The sequence below is a fragment of the Enterobacter chengduensis genome (genome assembly GCF_001984825.2).
Classification (GTDB): Bacteria; Pseudomonadota; Gammaproteobacteria; order Enterobacterales; family Enterobacteriaceae; genus Enterobacter; species Enterobacter chengduensis.
Map to the genome: position 1 here is coordinate 4,756,791 of NZ_CP043318.1, position 18,713 is coordinate 4,775,503.

Consider the following 18,713-nt stretch of genomic DNA (forward strand, 5'->3'; position numbering starts at 1 on the left):
CTGGACTCCTTCTGTTCGTAACTGACCCTTCACTCAGTGTTATTTCCCGAGCCTGACACTTTTCAGACGCAACGCATTCACAATGACGCTGACGGAGGAAAGAGCCATGGCCGCCGCCGCAATAACTGGCGACAGCAGTATTCCATACACAGGATAAAGCAGACCTGCAGCCACAGGCACGCCAAGTGCGTTGTAGATAAATGCAAAAAACAGATTCTGACGGATATTTTTCATGGTGATCTCTGACAGATGACGGGCCCTGTTCAGTATCATCAAGTCGCCTTTGAGAAGGGTGACTCCGGCACTTTCAATTGCCACATCTGTACCCGTTCCCATGGCTATACCCACGTCAGCCGCTGCCAGCGCCGGGGCATCATTCACACCGTCTCCGGCCATCGCAACCACATGGCCAGACTCTTTCAGTCGGGTTATCACTGCTTTTTTGCCATCCGGCAGAATTCCGGCTTCAACCTCATCTATTCCCAGTTTCCGTGCGACTGCTTCAGCAGTAAGCTGGTTATCCCCGGTGAGCATAACGATGCGGATCCCCGCCTGACGCAAAGCTTTAAGCGCATCCGGCGTGGTTGTTTTCACGGGATCCGAGATAGCTATCAGGCCTGCAAGGTCCCCGTCTGTGGCCACATAGATAACGGTAGCGCCTTCCATCCGCAACGTATCCGCAACGGCCTTTTGATTATCAATAACTATACTGTTTTCCTGCATAGCCAGTTCATTACCAATAACAACCCGTTGACCTTCGACATCGCCTGAGACACCTTTACCCGACGGTGCATCGAAATGAGTGACTGCGGGTATTGCGATCCCCTTTTCCTGTGCTGCTTTAACTACTGCCATACCCAGCGGATGCTGCGAGCCTTTTTCCACTGCGGCTGTTACACGCAAAAGAGATGTTTCCCCACCCGGATTGAGACTGATAATCCCTGTCACCGTAGGCGAACCTTCCGTGAGCGTGCCTGTTTTGTCGACAACCAGCGTGTCCACTTTTTCAAGACGCTCAAGGGCTTCGGCATTCCTGATTAACACCCCGGCCTGGGCTCCTTTGCCCACCCCCACCATTATCGACATCGGCGTGGCCAGCCCCAGCGCGCAGGGACAGGCAATAATCAGGACCGACACAGCCGCAATGAGACCGTGCGCCATCCTGGGCTCGGGCCCCCAGACAGACCAGATCACGAAAGCAACAACCGCGATAAGTATCACCAGAGGAACAAACCAGCCTGAAACGCTGTCAGCCATTCTCTGGATGGGGGCACGCGAACGCTGTGCATCAGCGACCATCTGAACAATTCGTGAGAGCATTGTTTCATCACCGACTTTCTCTGCACGGATGATGAGACTCCCTGTCTGATTAATGGTCCCCCCGATGACAGGGTCACCCTCCGTTTTGGTAACCGGCATAGATTCCCCGGTCACCATCGATTCATCAACGGTTGTTTTGCCTTCGATCACGATACCGTCGACCGGAATACTCTCTCCAGGTCTGATGCGGAGCTTATCGCCAGGCAGGACATCTTCCGCATTAATATCCGTTTCATGACCGTCATGATCCAGCCGTCTGGCGGTTTTGGGGGCAAGGTTCAGAAGCGCAGTAATGGCGCCTGAGGTTTGTTCCCGTGCCCGCAGCTCAAGAACCTGTCCCAGCAGAACAAGCACCGTAATAACTGCTGCGGCTTCAAAATAAACGGCCACCAGGCCATCCATGTTTCTGAACGATGCAGGAAACCAGGAGGGGAAGACGGTTGCAATGACGCTGTAAACCCAGGCTACGCCGGTCCCCATTGCAACAAGGGTAAACATATTCAGGGAGCGGTTACGTAACGACATTCCGGCCCGGGCGAAGAATGGCCAGCCACACCACAACACGACAGGGGAGGCCAGAAGCAGCTGCAGCCATGTGTTGTACTGTGGCGGTACTGTATTCCTCAACTCGGGAAACAGATGAGATCCCATTTCGAGTACCAGAACCGGAAACGCCAGCAACAACCCCAGCCAGAAGCGTCTTGTCATGTCGTGAAGTTCATCACTCGGCCCCGTGGATGCCGTAGCTACGAGCGGCTCCAGTGCCATTCCACAGACAGGACAGCTTCCGGGACCACTGCGGCGTATCTCCGGGTGCATCGGACATGTCCACACACCTTCAGAATTCTCTTTTTCCGCCTGGTGGTGAGGCTGTTTTATCTGATCAGGGCTGACTTCGTGATGATCGTGGTGATGGTGATGGGAATGTTCACTGGCATCTTCGGTAAGATAACGATCGGGATGGGCTTTAAATTTACTCTCACAGCTGGCGGAGCAGAAATAAAGTTGATGGTCCTGGTATCGAATGCTGCTGTGCGCCCTGTCGGGCAGGATGGCCATCCCGCACACGGGATCTCTCACCTTATGCAATACGTGGCCCTCGTCCGGGGATAATGTCTGCTCAGAAGCAGTCTGGTTGTTGTGTTGCACTGCATTGTCATTTTTCACAGTAACTCTCCTTATGCATACCGAAGCATCTTCTGTCTTCAGGGTATGTCATGGATGCGATTACCACGAATATCGCCGGCACAGGAGTGCCTGCTACCGGCGTCCCGTTATCAGCCGTTCCGCTGACTATTCGATTCGCTGGAAGACTTTTTTACTTCCATCCGGTGAGAATGCGATAACATCGTAAGCCTCTTTTCGGGCTCCCATCTCCATTCCAGGACTTCCTGCTGGCATACCGGGGGTGGCGAGACCGTATATACCTGAACCAGACTGCATTGCCTTATGTATCGTTGTCGCAGGCACATGGCCTTCAATGATCAAATCACCGGCAACCGCGGTATGACAACTTCGCAGTCCTGCAGGAATAGCATGCTTTTCTTTCAGGGCTGACAGCGCCTGATCATTCATGACGTGAGTTCGTACTTCAAACCCGTCTTTTTCCATCGCCTTGCCCCACAGAGAACAACAGCCACAGTTTTCAGATTTGTACATATCAATCACTTTTTCACTCGCCATCGCGGGCAGTGAAAGGCCGAGAGCCAGCGCCATCAGAACCACTTTTTTCATACTCACCTCTGTATATTATCGATTTAAACCCTGACGTCAGGGTGAATCAGTAAAGAAGGACACCCACAGGGGGTGCCCTTTCAGGTTCAGGACACGCTTTTTTTATGTCTGCGCAGCCAGATTAATTTGTAGGCGGCAGGAATAATGAACAGGGACAGCAGCGGAGCCGTGATCATCCCACCAATCATGGGTGCCGCGATACGGCTCATGACTTCTGAACCTGCACCGGTTCCCCAGAGTATTGGCAGCAGACCCGCAATGATCACCGCCACGGTCATGGCTTTCGGCCGGACACGCAGTACGGCACCATGATAGAGGGCTTCATCAAGGCCTTCCGGTGTGAACGTCTCTTTACGGGACAATTCCGGGTGCGCTTCAATGGCATGACGCAGATACATCAGCATGACCACGCCAAACTCTGCTGCCACCCCGGCCAGAGCGATAAACCCCGTTCCGGTTGCGACAGACATATGGAAGCCCTGCCAGTACAGGAACCATATCCCGCCAACCAGGGCGAACGGCAGGCTCATCAGGATCAGCAGGGCTTCATCAACCCGGCGGAATGCCAGATACAACAGGATGAAGATGATCATCACCGTCATCGGCACCATCAGCTTCAGTTTCTTGTTGGCATGCTCAAGCAGTTCAAACTGTCCGGAGAATGACACGCTGGTACCCGGTCTCAGTTTCACTTTCTGACTGATCGCCGTTTTAATGTCATTAACCACCGACACCATATCCCTGCCGCGCGCGTCAATGTAAATCCAGCTGGCTGGACGGGCATTTTCCGTTTTCAGCATAGTCGGCCCGGAAACGACCTTAATATCCGCAACATCGCCCAGCGTGATCTGCTGCTTCATCGGGGTCAGGATCGGCATCTGTTTCAGGGCCTGCGGGCTGTTCCGGTAATCCTGCGGATAGCGGATATTAATCGGGTACCGGGCCACGCCTTCAACCGTTTCCCCTACCGTCGCGCCGCCGATGGCTGATGAGATGAACAGCTGCACATCGCCCACCGTCATTCCGTAGCGGGAGGCTTTTTCCCGGTTGATATCCACATCAATGTAGCGCCCGCCTTCCAGTCGCTCTGCGAGAGCAGACACTACGCCGGGTACGGTTTTGGCGACCGCTTCGATACTCTGCGCCGTTGCATCGATATCGGACAGAACCGTTCCGGACACCTTGATACCTATCGGGCTTTTGATCCCGGTTGAGAGCATATCAATACGGTTACGGATTGGCGGCACCCAGAGGTTTGCCAGCCCCGGTAAACGGACGGTCCTGTCGAGTTCTTCAATAATCTTGTCAATCGTCATGCCTGGACGCCACTGATCCTCAGGTTTGAGCTGGATCGTGGTTTCAACCATTTCGAGCGGTGCGGAATCCGTGGCGGTCTCTGCTTTACCGGTCTTGCCAAATACAGAGGCCACTTCAGGAACGCTTTTGATTAACTTGTCCGTCGTCTGCAGGAGCGCTGCAGCTTCAGCCGGAGAGACACCCGGCAGGGTCGACGGCATATACAACAGGTCGCCCTCGTTAATCTTCGGCAGAAACTCACCGCCCACCTGGCTCAGCGGCCAGATAACGGTGAAAATGGACAAGGCCGCAACCAGCAGGGTTGTTTTTGGCCAGTGGAGAACCCGCAACAGCAATGGATGATACGCTTTGATCAGTACCCGGTTCAGGGGGTTACTGGTCTCTGCAGGAATTTTCCCCCGGATCCAGAATCCCATCAGAATCGGAATGACGATGATGGCCAGCGCGGCCGCGCCCGCCATGGAGTACGTTTTCGTGAATGCCAGCGGGCCAAACAGACGTCCTTCCTGACCTTCCAGGGTAAAGATAGGAATAAAGGACAGGGTGATGATCAGCAGGCTGATAAACAGTGCGGGTCCCACTTCAACGGAGGCATCGGTAATCACCTTCCAGCGGGTGGCGTTGTCAATCTGCTCACCCGGATGCTGATGATCCCACTCCTCAAGCCGCTTATGCGCATTCTCAATCATCACAATGGCGGCATCCACCATCGCACCGACGGCAATCGCTATCCCTCCCAGCGACATGATATTGGCGTTCAGTCCCTGGAAGTGCATGACGATAAAGGCGATACACAGACCAAGCGGCAGAGAGATAATCGCCACCAGGGCAGAACGTACGTGCCACAGGAACAGGGCACAGACGATGGCCACCACGATAAACTCTTCCAGAAGTTTGGAACTGAGGTTATCAATCGCCCGGTCGATGAGCTGGCTGCGATCGTAGGTGGTCACGATTTCAACGCCTTCCGGCAGGCTGGCCTTCAGCGTCTCAAGTTTATCCCTCACTGCCGTGATAACGTCGCGTGCATTTTTACCCGACCGCAGGATCACCACGCCGCCAGCGACTTCGCCCTGGCCGTTCAGCTCGGCAATACCACGCCGCATTTCAGGCCCGGTCTGCACGCGGGCAACATCCCGCAGATAAACCGGCACGCCGTTCTCGCCTGTTTTCAGGACGATGTTATTAAAATCATCAATGCTCTGAAGATAACCGCTGGCACGGACCATATACTCAGCTTCGGCCATTTCAACGGATGAGCCACCGGCCTCCTGGTTAGACGATTCAAGGGCCTGTTTCACTTCGGGCAGGCTGATACCATACTGAGACAATTTTACCGGATTGACCTGAATCTGGTACTGTTTCACCACGCCGCCAACCGAAGCGACCTCAGCCACGTTCGGGATGGTTTTCAGCTCAAATTTCAGGAACCAGTCCTGCAGAGAACGCAGTTCTGAAAGGTCGTGTTTTCCGCTGCGATCGACAAGGGCATATTCAAATATCCAGCCCACCCCCGTGGCGTCCGGACCGATTTCAGAACTCACACCGGCGGGCAGTTTTCCCTGTACCTGGTTCAGGTACTCCAGCACGCGGGAACGGGCCCAGTACAGATCGGTGCCGTCTTCAAAAATGACATACACATACGAATCACCGAACTGTGAAAAACCACGCACGGTTTTTGCGCCAGGCACGGACAGCATGGTGGTGGTAAGTGGATAGGTGACCTGGTTTTCTACAATCTGCGGGGCCTGGCCGGGATAGCTGGTTTTGATAATGACCTGCACATCTGACAGGTCAGGCAAGGCATCGACAGGCGTGTTAATAATCGTCCATGTGCCCCAGATGCTGAGAAACAGGGCCCCCATCATGACCAGGAAACGGTTGGCGACAGAGCGCCGGATAATCCATTCAATCATCGTCGTCTCCTCAGTGCCCTGAATGCATATTTACAGGCTGGTCAGACATTGCTGGCATACTGCTTTCTGTTTTTTCAGGGTGGCGCATACGTTCCAGTGCGCCCGTAATATTGGCTTCAGAGTCAATGAGGAACAGGCCACTGACCACCACGGTATCGCCTTCATTCAGGCCGGAGCCGATGCCGGACTGTTGCTGTGACTCATGCAGAACGTGGATCTGTTTCGGCACAAACTTGCCTTCATCATCAACAGTAATCACGCGCTGTTCTTTGCCGGTATCGATAACGGCCTGGCTTGGTATCAGCAGCATCTCCTGGCTTCTGGTATTCAGTTTCAGATAGGCATTCATGCCCGGCTTGAGAAACTCATCCTTATTAGAAACCTGGAGACGGACCTGAAGCGTACGGGTTGTCTGATCCACGCTGGGAAGAATATTCCATTTTTCGACATGGAATGTTTTATCCGGATAAGCCGGTACCGAAATTTCAAACTGCGACGTATCTTTCAGCAGATAGGCGATAGATTCTGGCACTGCAGCGCTGATCCAGACCGGGTCCATTCCCTGAATCTGAGCCACCACCTTATCTTTCGAAATATTCATGCCGGTGCGCAGGTCAAATGCAGTAATGACACCATCAATAGGTGCTTTAATGGTAAAACGGGTCTGAATGCTCCGGGTAGAACGCAGTCTCTGAATATCCTCTTCCGGCATACCTGCCAGGCGAAGCCGTTCCAGAACGCCTTTAATTTGCGTGGAAGTACCACCGGTGCTGGATAACAGAAGGAATTCACTCTGTGCTTCCACCCAGTCCGGAATGGTAATATCGATAAGTGGCGTCCCCTTCTTCACATGATCGCCAATCGTCATGGGGTAGACTTTTTCGACAAACCCGTCAGAACGCGCCTGCACAATAACAAACTGATACTCGTTATAGCTGACATTAGCCGGGATTGTCTGAGAATAATTCAGCATTCCTCGCGTGACTTTTTGCGTTTTTAATCCCAGATTCTGAACCTGGGTTGGGTCGATACGGATCCCGCCACTGCTTTTATCGCCACTGTCATCAGCATATTTTGGCACCAGGTCCATATCCATAAAGGGCGATTTTCCGGGTTTATCAAATTTGGTATCCGGTTTCATTGGGTCATACCAGAAAAGCACCTTTCGTTCCGGTGCCTTTTGTTCTGTTTTTTCTGTCTTTTGTGCTGAGTTTACATACTGCCAGGCAGTAACCGATATCAGCCCCCCTGCTATGAGGCTGCTGATAATTATTGCAGCATATTTTATCTTTAAAGAAGCCATACAATTTTCCGCTAAAAAATCAAAACACCTGGCATATGCGCCTGACGGTTAACTCACACATATACCTATGTGAATGTACAGGCGCACAGGATGTAATCGCTCCGGACAGCCAATCAGGACTGCGTCACGTTAATGCTTTTGAGTAAGGAGATATTGCCCTGCTGAATAAACGAGAAATCGACATGGTTGCCTGTTTTCAGGGCATTAATAGCATCGTCTGCATTAACAAAAGTAAAGCGCATGGTCATTGCAGGCCAGCCCACCGCTGGAATTGCTTCATGCGAAATGGTGATTTTCTTAGTATTCATATCAATGTCTTTAACGACACCGGTGCCCTTGATAACTTGCTGTACCGAAGCATCACTGGCAGTATTCATATCGCCATGCTGATGTGTTTCAGCATGAAGACCGGCAGAAAACATGACAGAGAAGGCACCAAATAAAACGGCTTTAAGTGAATTACGCATTTTAATTTCCTGATTAATTAAATAAATTTACTCTACCCAACCGCCACCCAGCGCGGTAAACAGATTAATTTCGTTAACCTGCCGGGAATAGGTAAGATCGAGAATGGTTTGCTGGGTAGCGAAGAGGGAACGTTCTGCATCCAGCACTTCGATGTAACTGACAGCACCACTTGCATACAATCCTCTGGCACGCTGGAGAGTTATCTGAAGTGAATCAAGATAACGCTGCTGTGACTCAAGTTGCTGGCTAAGGCTGTCGCGCAGCGCAAGCGTGTCGGAAACATCCTTAAAGGCTGACTGAATTTTTTGTTCGTAATTAACCACCGACTGTTGCTGGCGAATTTCAGCCAGCTTCAGATTGGCTTTATTCCTGCCAGCATTAAATATAGGAATTTCAATTTTAGGGATAAAATTCCACATTCCACTTCCTGACGTAAACAGGCTGGACAGCTCCGTACTGCTTGCGGAAAGACCACTGGTCAGGGTAATTGAGGGGAAAAAGGCCGCTCGCGCTGCGCCAATATTGGCATCAGCCGCTTTCAGCTGATATTCCGCTTCCATAATATCCGGTCGCTGCAGCAAAATTTGTGAAGACAGATTTGGTGGCAATTTTACTGGGGCTATCTCCCCGCCTTTCATCCCTTTTTCTGACGGAAGTGCGCGGTACGTTCCCAGCACCAGTTGCAGGGCATTGTTTGCCTGAGCCAGATCGCCTTCTCGTTTGGCTATTTCGGCGCGGGTACTTTCGATTTGTCCTCGCGCCTGTTCAAGTGCCAGAACGTTCGTACTCCCGGTCACGAGCTGCTGCTCAACGAAAGCATAGGACTGTTGATAATTTTTCAGCGTTTCCCGCGCAATACGAAGTTGTTCGTACGCCAGTTGCTGGCTGAAATAGCTTTGTGAAACGTTGGATACCAGCAGGATGTGTACGGCCCGACGGGCTTCTTCGCTGGCAAAGTAGTTCTGGCGATCAGCATCACTCATGTTCTTAAGTTTGCCGAAAAAATCGAGCTCATAGCTGAGCTCCAGTCTCGCGTCGTACTCCTGTGTGGTCGGCTTGTCACCTTTCAGACCACCGCTGTATGTTATCCCGGATGAGGCATTCAGCTGGGGATAACGATCTGCATCCGTGACGTTGAACTGGGCTCGGGCCTCTTCAACCTTCAGGGCAGCCATTCTCAAATCACGGTTATTAGTCAGAGCTTCACCGATCAACCGGGTAACCTGGGGATCGACAAAAAAGTTACGCCAGCCCGTATCCTGATAGCCATTTACCGCTGGCGTCAGGCTGTTATGGGACAGTGAAAACTGCTGGGGTACCGGTGCTGCGGGCCGCTGATATTCAGGCGCAAGCGACACGCAGCCTGCCAGGATGAATATCGTGCTAATGCTGAGTAATTTTAATTTGAACATAACGCTTCTCGTCCAGGCAGACCTGGTAAATGGTTCAAATGAAGTCCAGAGTATTGATAGGGGTACTTTACCTAACGCTCTCTGTTTGCCGGGTGACAGGATAATGACAATGTTGTCATTTTTGCTGTAATCCGTTGATAACGATCGTGGGCGCAATAGAATGACATTAGCAGCCAGCCGGGGAGCAAGATGAAAATATTGATCGTCGAAGACGAAATTAAAACAGGTGAATATCTCAGCAAAGGGCTTACAGAGGCAGGGTTCGTAGTGGATCACGCTGATAATGGTCTTACCGGATATCATCTCGCCATGACAGCCGAGTATGATTTAGTCATTCTGGATATCATGCTACCTGATGTGAACGGCTGGGATATCATCCGCATGCTGCGCACTGCCGGAAAGGGTATGCCGGTCTTACTGCTGACAGCCCTCGGCACGATCGAACATAGGGTCAAAGGACTGGAACTGGGTGCGGACGATTATCTGGTTAAACCCTTTGCGTTTGCCGAACTGCTCGCCCGGGTGAGAACCCTTCTGAGGCGGGGAAACACGATGATCACGGAAAGCCAGTTTAAGGTGGCTGACCTCTCGATTGATCTCGTATCCAGAAAAGTCAGTCGCGCCGGAAACCGCATTGTGCTCACCAGTAAAGAGTTCAGCCTGCTGGAATTCTTCATTCGCCATCAGGGAGAGGTTCTTCCCCGCTCCCTGATTGCCTCTCAGGTCTGGGACATGAATTTTGACAGCGACACTAATGCGATCGATGTCGCAGTAAAGCGACTCCGCGCTAAAATAGACAACGATTACGAGACAAAGCTGATCCAGACAGTCCGGGGCGTGGGCTACATGCTGGAGGTCCCGGATGCATAGCAAACCTTCCAGACGCCCTTTCTCACTCGCTCTGCGGCTGACCTTTTTTATCAGCCTGTCCACGATACTGGCTTTTATCGCATTCACCTGGTTTATGCTGCATTCTGTTGAAAATCATTTTGCCGAGCAGGATGTCAGCGATCTTCAACAAATCAGCACCACACTGAACCGTATACTGCAGTCCCCGGTGGATCCGGATGATAAAAAAATAAGCAAAATAAAGGAATCAATTGCCAGCTACCGCAACGTTGCCCTTTTGCTCCTCAATCCCAGGGGGGAAGTGCTCTTTAGCTCAGCTCAGGGGGCGGCACTACGCCCGGCAGTGAATTCAGCAGATTTTAGCGAGCACAGCCGCGCACGGGATGTCTTTCTCTGGACGGTGGAGGATCCTGCGGGACCGATGGATACCGGGTCCAAAATGAAGATGGAAACATACAGGATTATCGCCTCCTCTGGTCAGGCGATATTTCAGGGCAAACAGCAGAACTATGTCATGCTGACTGGCCTATCCATTAATTTCCATCTCCATTACCTCGATGCGCTGAAAAAGAACCTGATTGCGATTGCCGTCGTGATAAGCCTGTTGATTGTTCTGATCATTCGAATCGCTGTCCGTCAGGGGCACCTGCCCCTTCGTAATGTCAGCAATGCCATTAAAAACATCACCTCCGAGAATCTTGATGCGCGACTGGAACCGACACGCGTTCCCATTGAGCTGGAGCAACTGGTTATCTCGTTCAATCATATGATTGGAAAGATTGAGGATGTCTTTACCCGCCAGGCCAATTTCTCTGCCGATATCGCGCATGAGATCAGAACGCCCATCACCAATCTGGTGACGCAGACTGAAATCGCACTGAGTCAGGATCGAACACAGAGGGAACTTGAGGATGTCCTCTATTCCAGTCTTGAAGAGTATAACCGGATGACCAAAATGGTCAGCGATATGCTGTTCCTGGCACAGGCAGATAATAATCAGCTGATACCTGACAGGGTCATGTTTGACCTCAGAGCGGAAGTCATGAAAGTCTTCGAGTTTTTCGAAGCCTGGGCCGAAGAACGCAATATCACGCTCAAATTTAACGGGATGCCCTGCCTGGTTGAGGGAGATCCACAAATGTTCAGAAGGGCGATCAATAATCTGTTATCCAATGCCCTGCGTTATACCCCGGAGGGACAGGCAATCACCGTCTCAATAAGAGAGCAGGAGAGCTTTTTTGACCTTGTGATTGAAAATCCGGGGAAACCAATCCCTGAAGAGCATTTATCAAGGTTGTTTGACCGTTTTTATCGGGTGGATCCGTCCAGACAACGAAAAGGAGAAGGCAGCGGCATCGGCCTTGCGATTGTGAAGTCAATCGTGGAAGCACATCACGGAAGAGTGCAGGTGGAATCGGACGTACACTCAACGCGTTTTATCTTATCCGTGCCCAGACTGGAGAAAATGATTCCGGACACCCAGTGCTGGGAATAAAGATTTAAATGACAAAGATGTCATTAGCCTGTCATGCAGCAAACAGAAGCCATTCGATATAATTAGTGCAACTTATCAGGAAGGCTGGATTGCTTTATCAATATCCGGCGTCAGTGGACGCCAGGAAATGAATATCCAGTCCCCTCCCGGAGAAATAAACACTTCCGAACCTGTTTCAGTTATGGAACTGAAAACACCGGTTGTACTCCCCCGGACATCACTAATTAAGAAATGGAGAGTTATCATGAAAAATATCGTATTAGCATCCTTGCTGGGCTTTGGCTTAATTTCTTCGGCCTGGGCCACTGAAACCGTGAATATCCATGAGCGGGTCAACAATGCACAGGCACCTGCTCACCAGATGCAGTCTGCTGCGGCTCCTGTCGGGATCCAGGGGACTGCACCTCGTATGGCCGGTATGGACCAGCATGAACAGGCCATTATTGCTCATGAAACCATGACGAACGGGTCGGCGGATGCGCACCAGAAAATGGTGGAAAGTCATCAGAGGATGATGGGAAGTCAGACCGTTTCCCCTACCGGGCCGTCGAAGTCATTAGCGGCAATGAATGAGCATGAAAGAGCTGCAGTTGCCCATGAATTTATGAATAACGGTCAGTCTGGCCCACATCAGGCCATGGCCGAAGCGCATCGTCGCATGCTCAGTGCAGGCTGACGGCGAGGGAAGTATCTGTGCTGTCCTTATTTCCTTGATAGATTTTTCCGTAACCGGATATATGGCAACATCTTTGCCCCCTACAGGGGGCATTTTTATCAGATTCTGCTACAGTTAACGGGCATCAACGCTAAAAGGATATTTTTTATGAAAGCCAGAAACTCTTTATTTGCAGTATTAATGTTATCCCTGCCAGCGATTTCAGCAGAACATTCAGAAATGAAAATGACTGATATGTCTACCTCGGCTTCGTCACAGGAATATATGGCTGGCATGAAAGACATGCATGACAAAATGATGGCTGCCGTAAATGAGTCCGATCCCGACAAGGCTTTTGCGAAAGGCATGGTAGCGCACCATGAAGGGGCAATAGCAATGGCTGAGACCGAGCTCAAATACGGAAAAGATCCGAAAATGAGAAAGCTCGCGCAGGACATCATTAAAGCTCAAAAAGGTGAAATTGAGCAGATGAATAAATGGCTTGATAGTCAAAAGTAAACATTGTAGAAATGTCACGACAAGCGTGATTTTACATCGTTCCTGGGCGCGGGAGTCGGTTAATCTTTATATAATTCAAACCCGATTAATTTCGGGTTTTTACTACTCTGTACTCCGGTCCTTTGTTGAGGACCGGAATATATGCACCTGAGATGCTTATTTAATACATTATCTCGTCATGGATACAATGTCGCTCAGGATCTCAACCAGCTCGCTTCTCTCCTGCGTTCCGTCATGATAGGTTGATCTTGAGATGATTCTTTCTGATGTCATCTGAGGCCAGAATTTATCTAGTACATTATCGGGTTTCATTCCCACAGCCCGGCCGATTATTTTTTTAGCGTCACAGGTGTCCGTAAACGTGACGGCTACACCAGTAATTTCCTCGATAAGATCCGGGCACAGATAGTTTTCTATCTCACGTTTGCGCGTAGCGAAAAATACCTTACCGGCCTCCTCTACTTCTTTTTTACGCTTCTGGATGGACAGAACCTGTGCAGGGTCTCCCCCAATATCGGAGTCCAGAAATACGCACCAGGGAAGCCCCAGATCTTTGGCCAGATTCAATGTAACCCAGTGTTTGACGCTACCACACCCTCCTATGAGGACTGGCACTATTTTCACGTCCTCCAGAGAGGCTGGCAGCGCACCTGACTGTTTTAATGAACTGGCCGCATGCCTCAGGAAAGTAACATCCGACTTTCCCTCTACCAGAACAATCCCCTGCGCCCTTTCCATACCGGTCTCTGGCAGCACCCCCAGGCTTTCAGTGGCTTCCTTCAGCACTGCGTCATCCGGCATTTTTACTACGGGTTCACCCGCCTCATTTCGGGTAACATAACGTACGCCTTCGACAGGGATTAATCCGGCCAGCGCCGGGACATGGGTGGTGACGATAATCTGACGGTGCGGCTGGCCTGCCAGTGCCAGTAACGCTTTCATCAGCATCATCTGATAGTTCGGATGCTGTGACGTTTCAGGCTCCTCTATGGCATAAATCACATTTCTGGGCGTCCCCGCGACATTCTTTTCAGCCTCAGCCCGAAAAAAATTCAACAGGATAAGCCTCCTTATCCCGCTGCCGCGCTTATTGATGGGGATGCCATTTTCCCCGTCCAGGGTGAAATTGAAGGTCCACTTGGGTTTCTCCTTAAATCGTGGAGTCAGTTCACTGGCGAGTTCGGGGGCCATTTCACGTAATTTATCCAGCGTTCTCTGTGCGACATCCAGGACGCTGTCCTGAATCTCATTTTCCAGCGCTGTAATTTTGTCCTGCAGCGCAGCCTGAGCGTCTTTTACGGCCTGCTGTAAGGGGTTTTTAGCTTCGGAATCCCCGTCGCTGCTTTCCCTGTCGGCTTTGAAAATCGCATACGTGGGCAGCAAATCGAGGATCTTACCCCATAATGATTTTGTGTCGGTTCCGAACTCTTTATCGACATCCAGCATAATTTCCGAACAGGTATAGGGGGCTGCGGCTTCCCTGATGGCCTGACGCCATAACGATGCAGTGCGTTTATCCGCCACATTTTTTTCAACTTCTTTTCCCACCGCCTTGAGCTCAGAAATTTTCATGCCCAGTAAATTTCTCAGGGGCTCCTCATCCGGGTGGATGCAGCGGATGCAGGTCTGCTCCGGTTTTCCTGAGGTCGTTGCTTTAAACGTTTTGACGATTTCAAAATTGCCGTCCTCATTCAGCAGATGTTCTGAGGCGAGCGTGGTCTGCACCCTGTCGTCGATCATGATAAAATCGGGCAGGTCATCAAATTCACAGGCTATTTCAAAACGGCCGTCCCCTTCTCTTAGGCTGAAACAGTTCATGTCATTCTTGTCAGCCTTCATTCCTTCTGTTTCAAAAAAAATAGCCAGCGCTTCCAGAAGCGTTGATTTCCCAAAGTCATTACGACCGACAATACCCGTCATGCTTTCATCAATAATGATTTCAGTAGAGTTTCTGTAGCCTCTGAAGTTTTTCAGTTTTAATTTTCTGAGCCGCATATGAAGTCCTGTGTGTAAGAAAGCGTTTTGCTGCAACCTGAATACAAAATATATTTTCAAATGCCTGCCAACAAGCAGGGATAACCGTTATTCAGAATATCTTAACGACATTTCGGGATTATGATCTGGTCGCGCTTTCAGAACTTTACTGCCCCTCAAAACACCGGAAACTAACTTGTGGTTGGTTACATGGCAAAGTTAAAACTCCAGAATCACGGGTAATGATTTCAATGCTTATTATATTTTTTGGAATTGACTCATGAGCTTTATAATTTAAATGATAATAATAACCATTCTTTTATGCGTAATATTTGCTACTGACACTGATGAATTTAAAAGAAGATAGATTTTCATTTACGGATTATTTCCTAAATTCATCGATAATGTGATCGACATAAAATTTTCACTGAAGAATGAAGAGATAATTTAAGGCCGAGCGAAATAGCTCAAAATGGTGTATTTAACATAACAGAAGAAATGAAAGGCTCTATCGCAACCTGATACTTCAGGCCGCTAAGGGGTTAATCTTGTTGAAGAAAAATTAGACCGGGAAGCGCCAGGCGTCACCATTTCTCCCGCCTGGCTGGAAGTGAAGAATAATTGTGCATAGCTCCGTATTCGGGCTTTGCATCTGACAATGGTTCCCTGGATGAAAGTACGATCTCCACTCCAAGGACGCTGAACACCCTAAACAAACGCTCAAAACCCGCACTTGCAGGGTTGGCCTCTAGTCGGGCATAAGTTTGCTGTGTTATACCCAAACGTTCAGAAACATCTTTTTGCGTCAGTCCATTGGCTTTGCGAAAGCCGATTAAAACAGGACGTAACTGATTCAAAGTCTTCAAAGCGTATTGAGTGTTCATAAGTGACCTTCCGTATCGACGAGTTAACAAGCATAACGCAGGGATTTACAGCATATAGGCTGTAATGCTCATTAACAGACTATAGGCTGTAATACGAATCCTGCCAAGATGCGGCATCTTTCAAATACAAGGCCGTATTGGGTAAGCAGTACACCGTTATATAGCACCCCTTGCCCCTTTGCTGGAGAGGGACCCACGTGATCGCAGGTCTTTTAGACGTTGTTGCTAACCGGCATCATACACAGGTGGTAACCCCCAGGGAAACTCTATGAGTGATAATTTATTCCTGCCCCAGTCAAAATATAAAACCTTATCTAACTAGCTTTCTTAGTATTTTATAAATGAAGTGAAATTAGCGAAGAAGTTTTACATTGTAAAGTGAGCAAAAATATTTACCATTCAACTGGCAAAATTTACAATCTGCAGCCCTTAGCCTGAGAAAATGCACATTAACAGAATAATCATCAAGTCCGATAGAGGCATAACTTACGTCCTCAAAAATATCAGAAATAAATGAGTTGAAATTACAAAAATTAACTTCACTTAACATCTTGAACACCGCAGAAATATATCTATCATGCATTATCTTGACTTCGATAACCTTAGATAAACTTGAATGCGACTTACATTTGAAGAGATCAAAGAGAAAGTAAATCAGCATATTTTTATTGTCCGAAATCCATTTTAAAATTTTATTACGTGCACATGGTAATATATACACTGGATTTTTGAAAGGGTTTGAAACGTCAACCACAAGGGAACAATAACCATGAGGATTTATTCCACTTATAATTAAGTCACTAAGTCCTTTCACTGCATTCAAATAGTTATCAAAACAAACCTCATATAAACTGGTACTATGAACTGCACATTTAGATTCAAACAACCATCTATGACGCAGATAACCAATGCCTTTAGAGTGTATATCTTCAACAATACATTTGTGACAGTAACGAATGTTTGAGATGTTTACCAATGGATATGAATTAGTTATGTGAAAATTTTTCCGACAGGCATCTTCAACAGCGTTAAAATACCCGTAAACACCAGAAGATAACGACACTATATTGGAAGTTAGTATATAACCATTTCTAGTGGCAAGAATGTCATATATATCCTGCAAGCTATGCAATTTGTACATATCAATCAGTTCGAAACGAGGAAAGGCATCGTACCTTAGTGCGCCATGCTTTGATATTATGTTCCTGCAATTGGATAAGTTATACATTATCTGTGAACGCAGAAGAAAACTGTGCCACAATTCATTTTCGTAAACCATATAACTCCCTCTTATTTAATTAGTTCCATTTTTCTGAGAAGTATCATTGTCATTGGTAGTTTATCTCTGTATTTCAAAAGCCAGCCATGCCCTCCCAGTAAAGCATCTAGACTTGTAAGTGACATCGAGTACTGCCCCTGAGATAAAACATCATTTATTAATGATGATGAGATAATATCTCTCTCGCTCCAGTCTACTCTTTTATTTTTATAGCATCGTATTGTTTTAGGAAGACAGGAATTAAGCCAGTCACATTCATGTTTATTTAGCCAATAGAAACTTGCATAACAACTTTCTTTGACTAACTTTCGTGTTATAGAAACGGATTGATTATGTATAAATCTTAATATTTTCTGCTTATGACGCCGTCTTAAAGAATCTTTTTTACATTTTTTACGCCATGAGCATAAACCGTAACAAGATGAAATTACAGAGGATACAGCTCCTTCCGATAATGAGTTTTTCTCAGCTATGGATGCCAGACTAAACCCCCTTACAGCCATAGACTTGATAAGCAATTCAGTGAATATATTAATTTTTGTGTTTCGCTTAAACGCCCTCAGGTATTTTTTATAAATAAGTGTTTTAATGTAACATCTGCTGCGACTAAATTCCTTCCCAAGGTTGCTAACACTAGTATTATTTTCAACTATATGAAAACTGTATTTCTTATGACTTTTAAAGATTTCTTTCTTTTTATTAGTACGACTTCCTGCATACGTTGGCCAGCAAGTATTTAACAAACAATAACAAAGCAAAAGATGCTTTGTGGGATGCTGACAACATTTGTCTTTGAGTATAGGCTCCCAGTAATGATAATCAGTTAGGGATGTTGGTATAAGTCCCGATGAACCCTCCCCAAATAACTGGCACTTAGCATAAACATGTGCGTAGAATACATTTTTCTTTAAATTTCCATCCAATGATAATAAATTCAACTTTTTAAGTACATCCATGTAATTGGGGTGTGTAATATCTTTTCTTCTGATTATATTTAGGGACTCATAACAAAACTTAGCAAAATCGAAGTCTATCTCATTGCTAAGTTGTTCTGTATACGAAACAGGAGGCATCAGTCCAATACGTATGTGCGGTGAAGAAGGGACATGGATGCTTTCAAGCGCTACCGGATGCCGATGGCAGGTTGTAACCCCATGAAGCTGATGCGCCAGATGCCAATAAGTAACACCATAATGAAAAGTATCTTCACGAGCGCAAACCGGGCAAAACTTCAATAGTGTGCGCTGCCCTAGTGAAAAATTACTAAGGCGGCACAATCGATTAAGCCTGGCAGGGGTCGTGTTGAAATCCATAATTTCATTACGACTGATTGGTAGTGCCCAGGCAAAAAGAGGGAGTAAAGTCTGTTCATGCCAGAGCTGATCTGCACTTTCGGATGTATGAAGAGAAATAGCCTTTAATCCTGAATTGAGAATTGGATGGACGTTCATATCAGGTTTGTTGAAAATGATCGTTAACAGAGAAGATGGGGACATACCGTACACGGTAGTTGTCCGACAAAACCGGCTGAACAAGGATTCATCAGGCAAAACAGGCAACATTCTCATTTCCCACACCTCTCTTTGAC

14 protein-coding genes are annotated in these 18,713 nt (G+C 48.3%); 4 read left to right on the forward strand and 10 right to left on the reverse strand.

Annotation, left to right across the window (positions count from 1 at the left end):
* Positions 1–39: 39 nt before the first annotated feature.
* From silP to silC, 6 genes are all read right to left on the reverse strand, one after another.
* On the reverse strand, positions 40–2,487 hold the full coding sequence (gene silP, locus FY206_RS23095; RefSeq protein ID WP_001353604.1) for an Ag(+)-translocating P-type ATPase SilP: 2,448 nt from the start codon (positions 2,485–2,487) through the stop codon (positions 40–42).
* A gap of 126 nt (positions 2,488–2,613) precedes the next feature.
* The gene (locus FY206_RS23100) at positions 2,614–3,054 is read right to left on the reverse strand and encodes a DUF411 domain-containing protein (RefSeq protein ID WP_045889131.1); all 441 of its coding nucleotides are present in this window, start codon (positions 3,052–3,054) and stop codon (positions 2,614–2,616) included.
* Between the two features lie 86 nt (positions 3,055–3,140).
* Positions 3,141–6,287: a Cu(+)/Ag(+) efflux RND transporter permease subunit SilA gene (silA, locus tag FY206_RS23105; protein ID WP_000574029.1), complete on the reverse strand. Its 3,147-nt coding sequence runs from the start codon at positions 6,285–6,287 to the stop codon at positions 3,141–3,143.
* 10 nt (positions 6,288–6,297) lie between these two features.
* A complete protein-coding gene (silB, locus tag FY206_RS23110) occupies positions 6,298–7,590 on the reverse strand; it encodes a Cu(+)/Ag(+) efflux RND transporter periplasmic adaptor subunit SilB (protein ID WP_000157620.1) in 1,293 nt (430 codons plus the stop codon).
* A 113-nt stretch (positions 7,591–7,703) separates the two neighbouring features.
* A complete protein-coding gene (gene cusF, locus FY206_RS23115) occupies positions 7,704–8,057 on the reverse strand; it encodes a cation efflux system protein CusF (protein ID WP_001246155.1) in 354 nt (117 codons plus the stop codon).
* Positions 8,058–8,084: 27 nt separating this feature from the next.
* The gene (gene silC / locus FY206_RS23120; RefSeq protein WP_000475506.1) at positions 8,085–9,470 is read right to left on the reverse strand and encodes a Cu(+)/Ag(+) efflux RND transporter outer membrane channel SilC; all 1,386 of its coding nucleotides are present in this window, start codon (positions 9,468–9,470) and stop codon (positions 8,085–8,087) included.
* A 189-nt stretch (positions 9,471–9,659) separates the two neighbouring features.
* Between silC and silR the strand changes: the two genes are divergently transcribed.
* From silR to copM, 4 genes are all read left to right on the forward strand, one after another.
* Positions 9,660–10,340 (forward strand): copper/silver response regulator transcription factor SilR, encoded by a 681-nt coding sequence (silR, locus tag FY206_RS23125; protein WP_000697968.1) that lies wholly within the window; start codon positions 9,660–9,662, stop codon positions 10,338–10,340.
* Positions 10,333–11,814: a copper/silver sensor histidine kinase SilS gene (silS, locus tag FY206_RS23130; RefSeq protein ID WP_001377740.1), complete on the forward strand. Its 1,482-nt coding sequence runs from the start codon at positions 10,333–10,335 to the stop codon at positions 11,812–11,814. Before silR ends, silS begins: the two co-directional genes overlap by 8 nt.
* A gap of 244 nt (positions 11,815–12,058) precedes the next feature.
* On the forward strand, positions 12,059–12,490 hold the full coding sequence (silE, locus tag FY206_RS23135) for a silver-binding protein SilE (RefSeq protein WP_000790485.1): 432 nt from the start codon (positions 12,059–12,061) through the stop codon (positions 12,488–12,490).
* Positions 12,491–12,637: 147 nt separating this feature from the next.
* Entirely contained in the window at positions 12,638–12,988 is a 351-nt protein-coding gene (gene copM, locus FY206_RS23140; protein ID WP_077064401.1) for a CopM family metallochaperone, read from the forward strand.
* A gap of 168 nt (positions 12,989–13,156) precedes the next feature.
* Here copM and FY206_RS23145 read toward each other — a convergent pair whose 3' ends face one another.
* The 4 genes from FY206_RS23145 to FY206_RS23160 all read right to left on the reverse strand — a co-directional run bounded on the left by FY206_RS23145 (position 13,157) and on the right by FY206_RS23160 (position 18,693).
* Positions 13,157–14,983 (reverse strand): AAA family ATPase, encoded by a 1,827-nt coding sequence (locus FY206_RS23145; protein WP_001239419.1) that lies wholly within the window; start codon positions 14,981–14,983, stop codon positions 13,157–13,159.
* A gap of 563 nt (positions 14,984–15,546) precedes the next feature.
* Complete coding sequence (locus tag FY206_RS23150; protein WP_001097216.1) at positions 15,547–15,846, reverse strand: helix-turn-helix domain-containing protein; 300 nt, start codon at positions 15,844–15,846, stop codon at positions 15,547–15,549.
* A gap of 352 nt (positions 15,847–16,198) precedes the next feature.
* Positions 16,199–17,125: a hypothetical protein gene (locus FY206_RS23155; protein ID WP_000262423.1), complete on the reverse strand. Its 927-nt coding sequence runs from the start codon at positions 17,123–17,125 to the stop codon at positions 16,199–16,201.
* A gap of 11 nt (positions 17,126–17,136) precedes the next feature.
* Positions 17,137–18,693: a TnsD family Tn7-like transposition protein gene (locus FY206_RS23160; RefSeq protein ID WP_001324699.1), complete on the reverse strand. Its 1,557-nt coding sequence runs from the start codon at positions 18,691–18,693 to the stop codon at positions 17,137–17,139.
* Positions 18,694–18,713 lie beyond the last annotated feature (20 nt).

What these genes read in the sequence shown, in the direction of transcription:
- FY206_RS23100 (WP_045889131.1), bottom strand. Translation starts at nt 3,054, where the DNA reads ATGAAAAAAGTGGTTCTGATGGCGCTGGCTCTCGGCCTTTCACTGCCC.
- silA (WP_000574029.1), bottom strand. Translation starts at nt 6,287, where the DNA reads ATGATTGAATGGATTATCCGGCGCTCTGTCGCCAACCGTTTCCTGGTC.
- silB (WP_000157620.1), bottom strand. Translation starts at nt 7,590, where the DNA reads ATGGCTTCTTTAAAGATAAAATATGCTGCAATAATTATCAGCAGCCTC.
- cusF (WP_001246155.1), bottom strand. Translation starts at nt 8,057, where the DNA reads ATGCGTAATTCACTTAAAGCCGTTTTATTTGGTGCCTTCTCTGTCATG.
- silC (WP_000475506.1), bottom strand. Translation starts at nt 9,470, where the DNA reads ATGTTCAAATTAAAATTACTCAGCATTAGCACGATATTCATCCTGGCA.
- silR (WP_000697968.1), top strand. Translation starts at nt 9,660, where the DNA reads ATGAAAATATTGATCGTCGAAGACGAAATTAAAACAGGTGAATATCTC.
- silS (WP_001377740.1), top strand. Translation starts at nt 10,333, where the DNA reads ATGCATAGCAAACCTTCCAGACGCCCTTTCTCACTCGCTCTGCGGCTG.
- silE (WP_000790485.1), top strand. Translation starts at nt 12,059, where the DNA reads ATGAAAAATATCGTATTAGCATCCTTGCTGGGCTTTGGCTTAATTTCT.
- copM (WP_077064401.1), top strand. Translation starts at nt 12,638, where the DNA reads ATGAAAGCCAGAAACTCTTTATTTGCAGTATTAATGTTATCCCTGCCA.
- FY206_RS23145 (WP_001239419.1), bottom strand. Translation starts at nt 14,983, where the DNA reads ATGCGGCTCAGAAAATTAAAACTGAAAAACTTCAGAGGCTACAGAAAC.
- FY206_RS23150 (WP_001097216.1), bottom strand. Translation starts at nt 15,846, where the DNA reads ATGAACACTCAATACGCTTTGAAGACTTTGAATCAGTTACGTCCTGTT.
- FY206_RS23155 (WP_000262423.1), bottom strand. Translation starts at nt 17,125, where the DNA reads ATGGTTTACGAAAATGAATTGTGGCACAGTTTTCTTCTGCGTTCACAG.
- FY206_RS23160 (WP_001324699.1), bottom strand. Translation starts at nt 18,693, where the DNA reads ATGAGAATGTTGCCTGTTTTGCCTGATGAATCCTTGTTCAGCCGGTTT.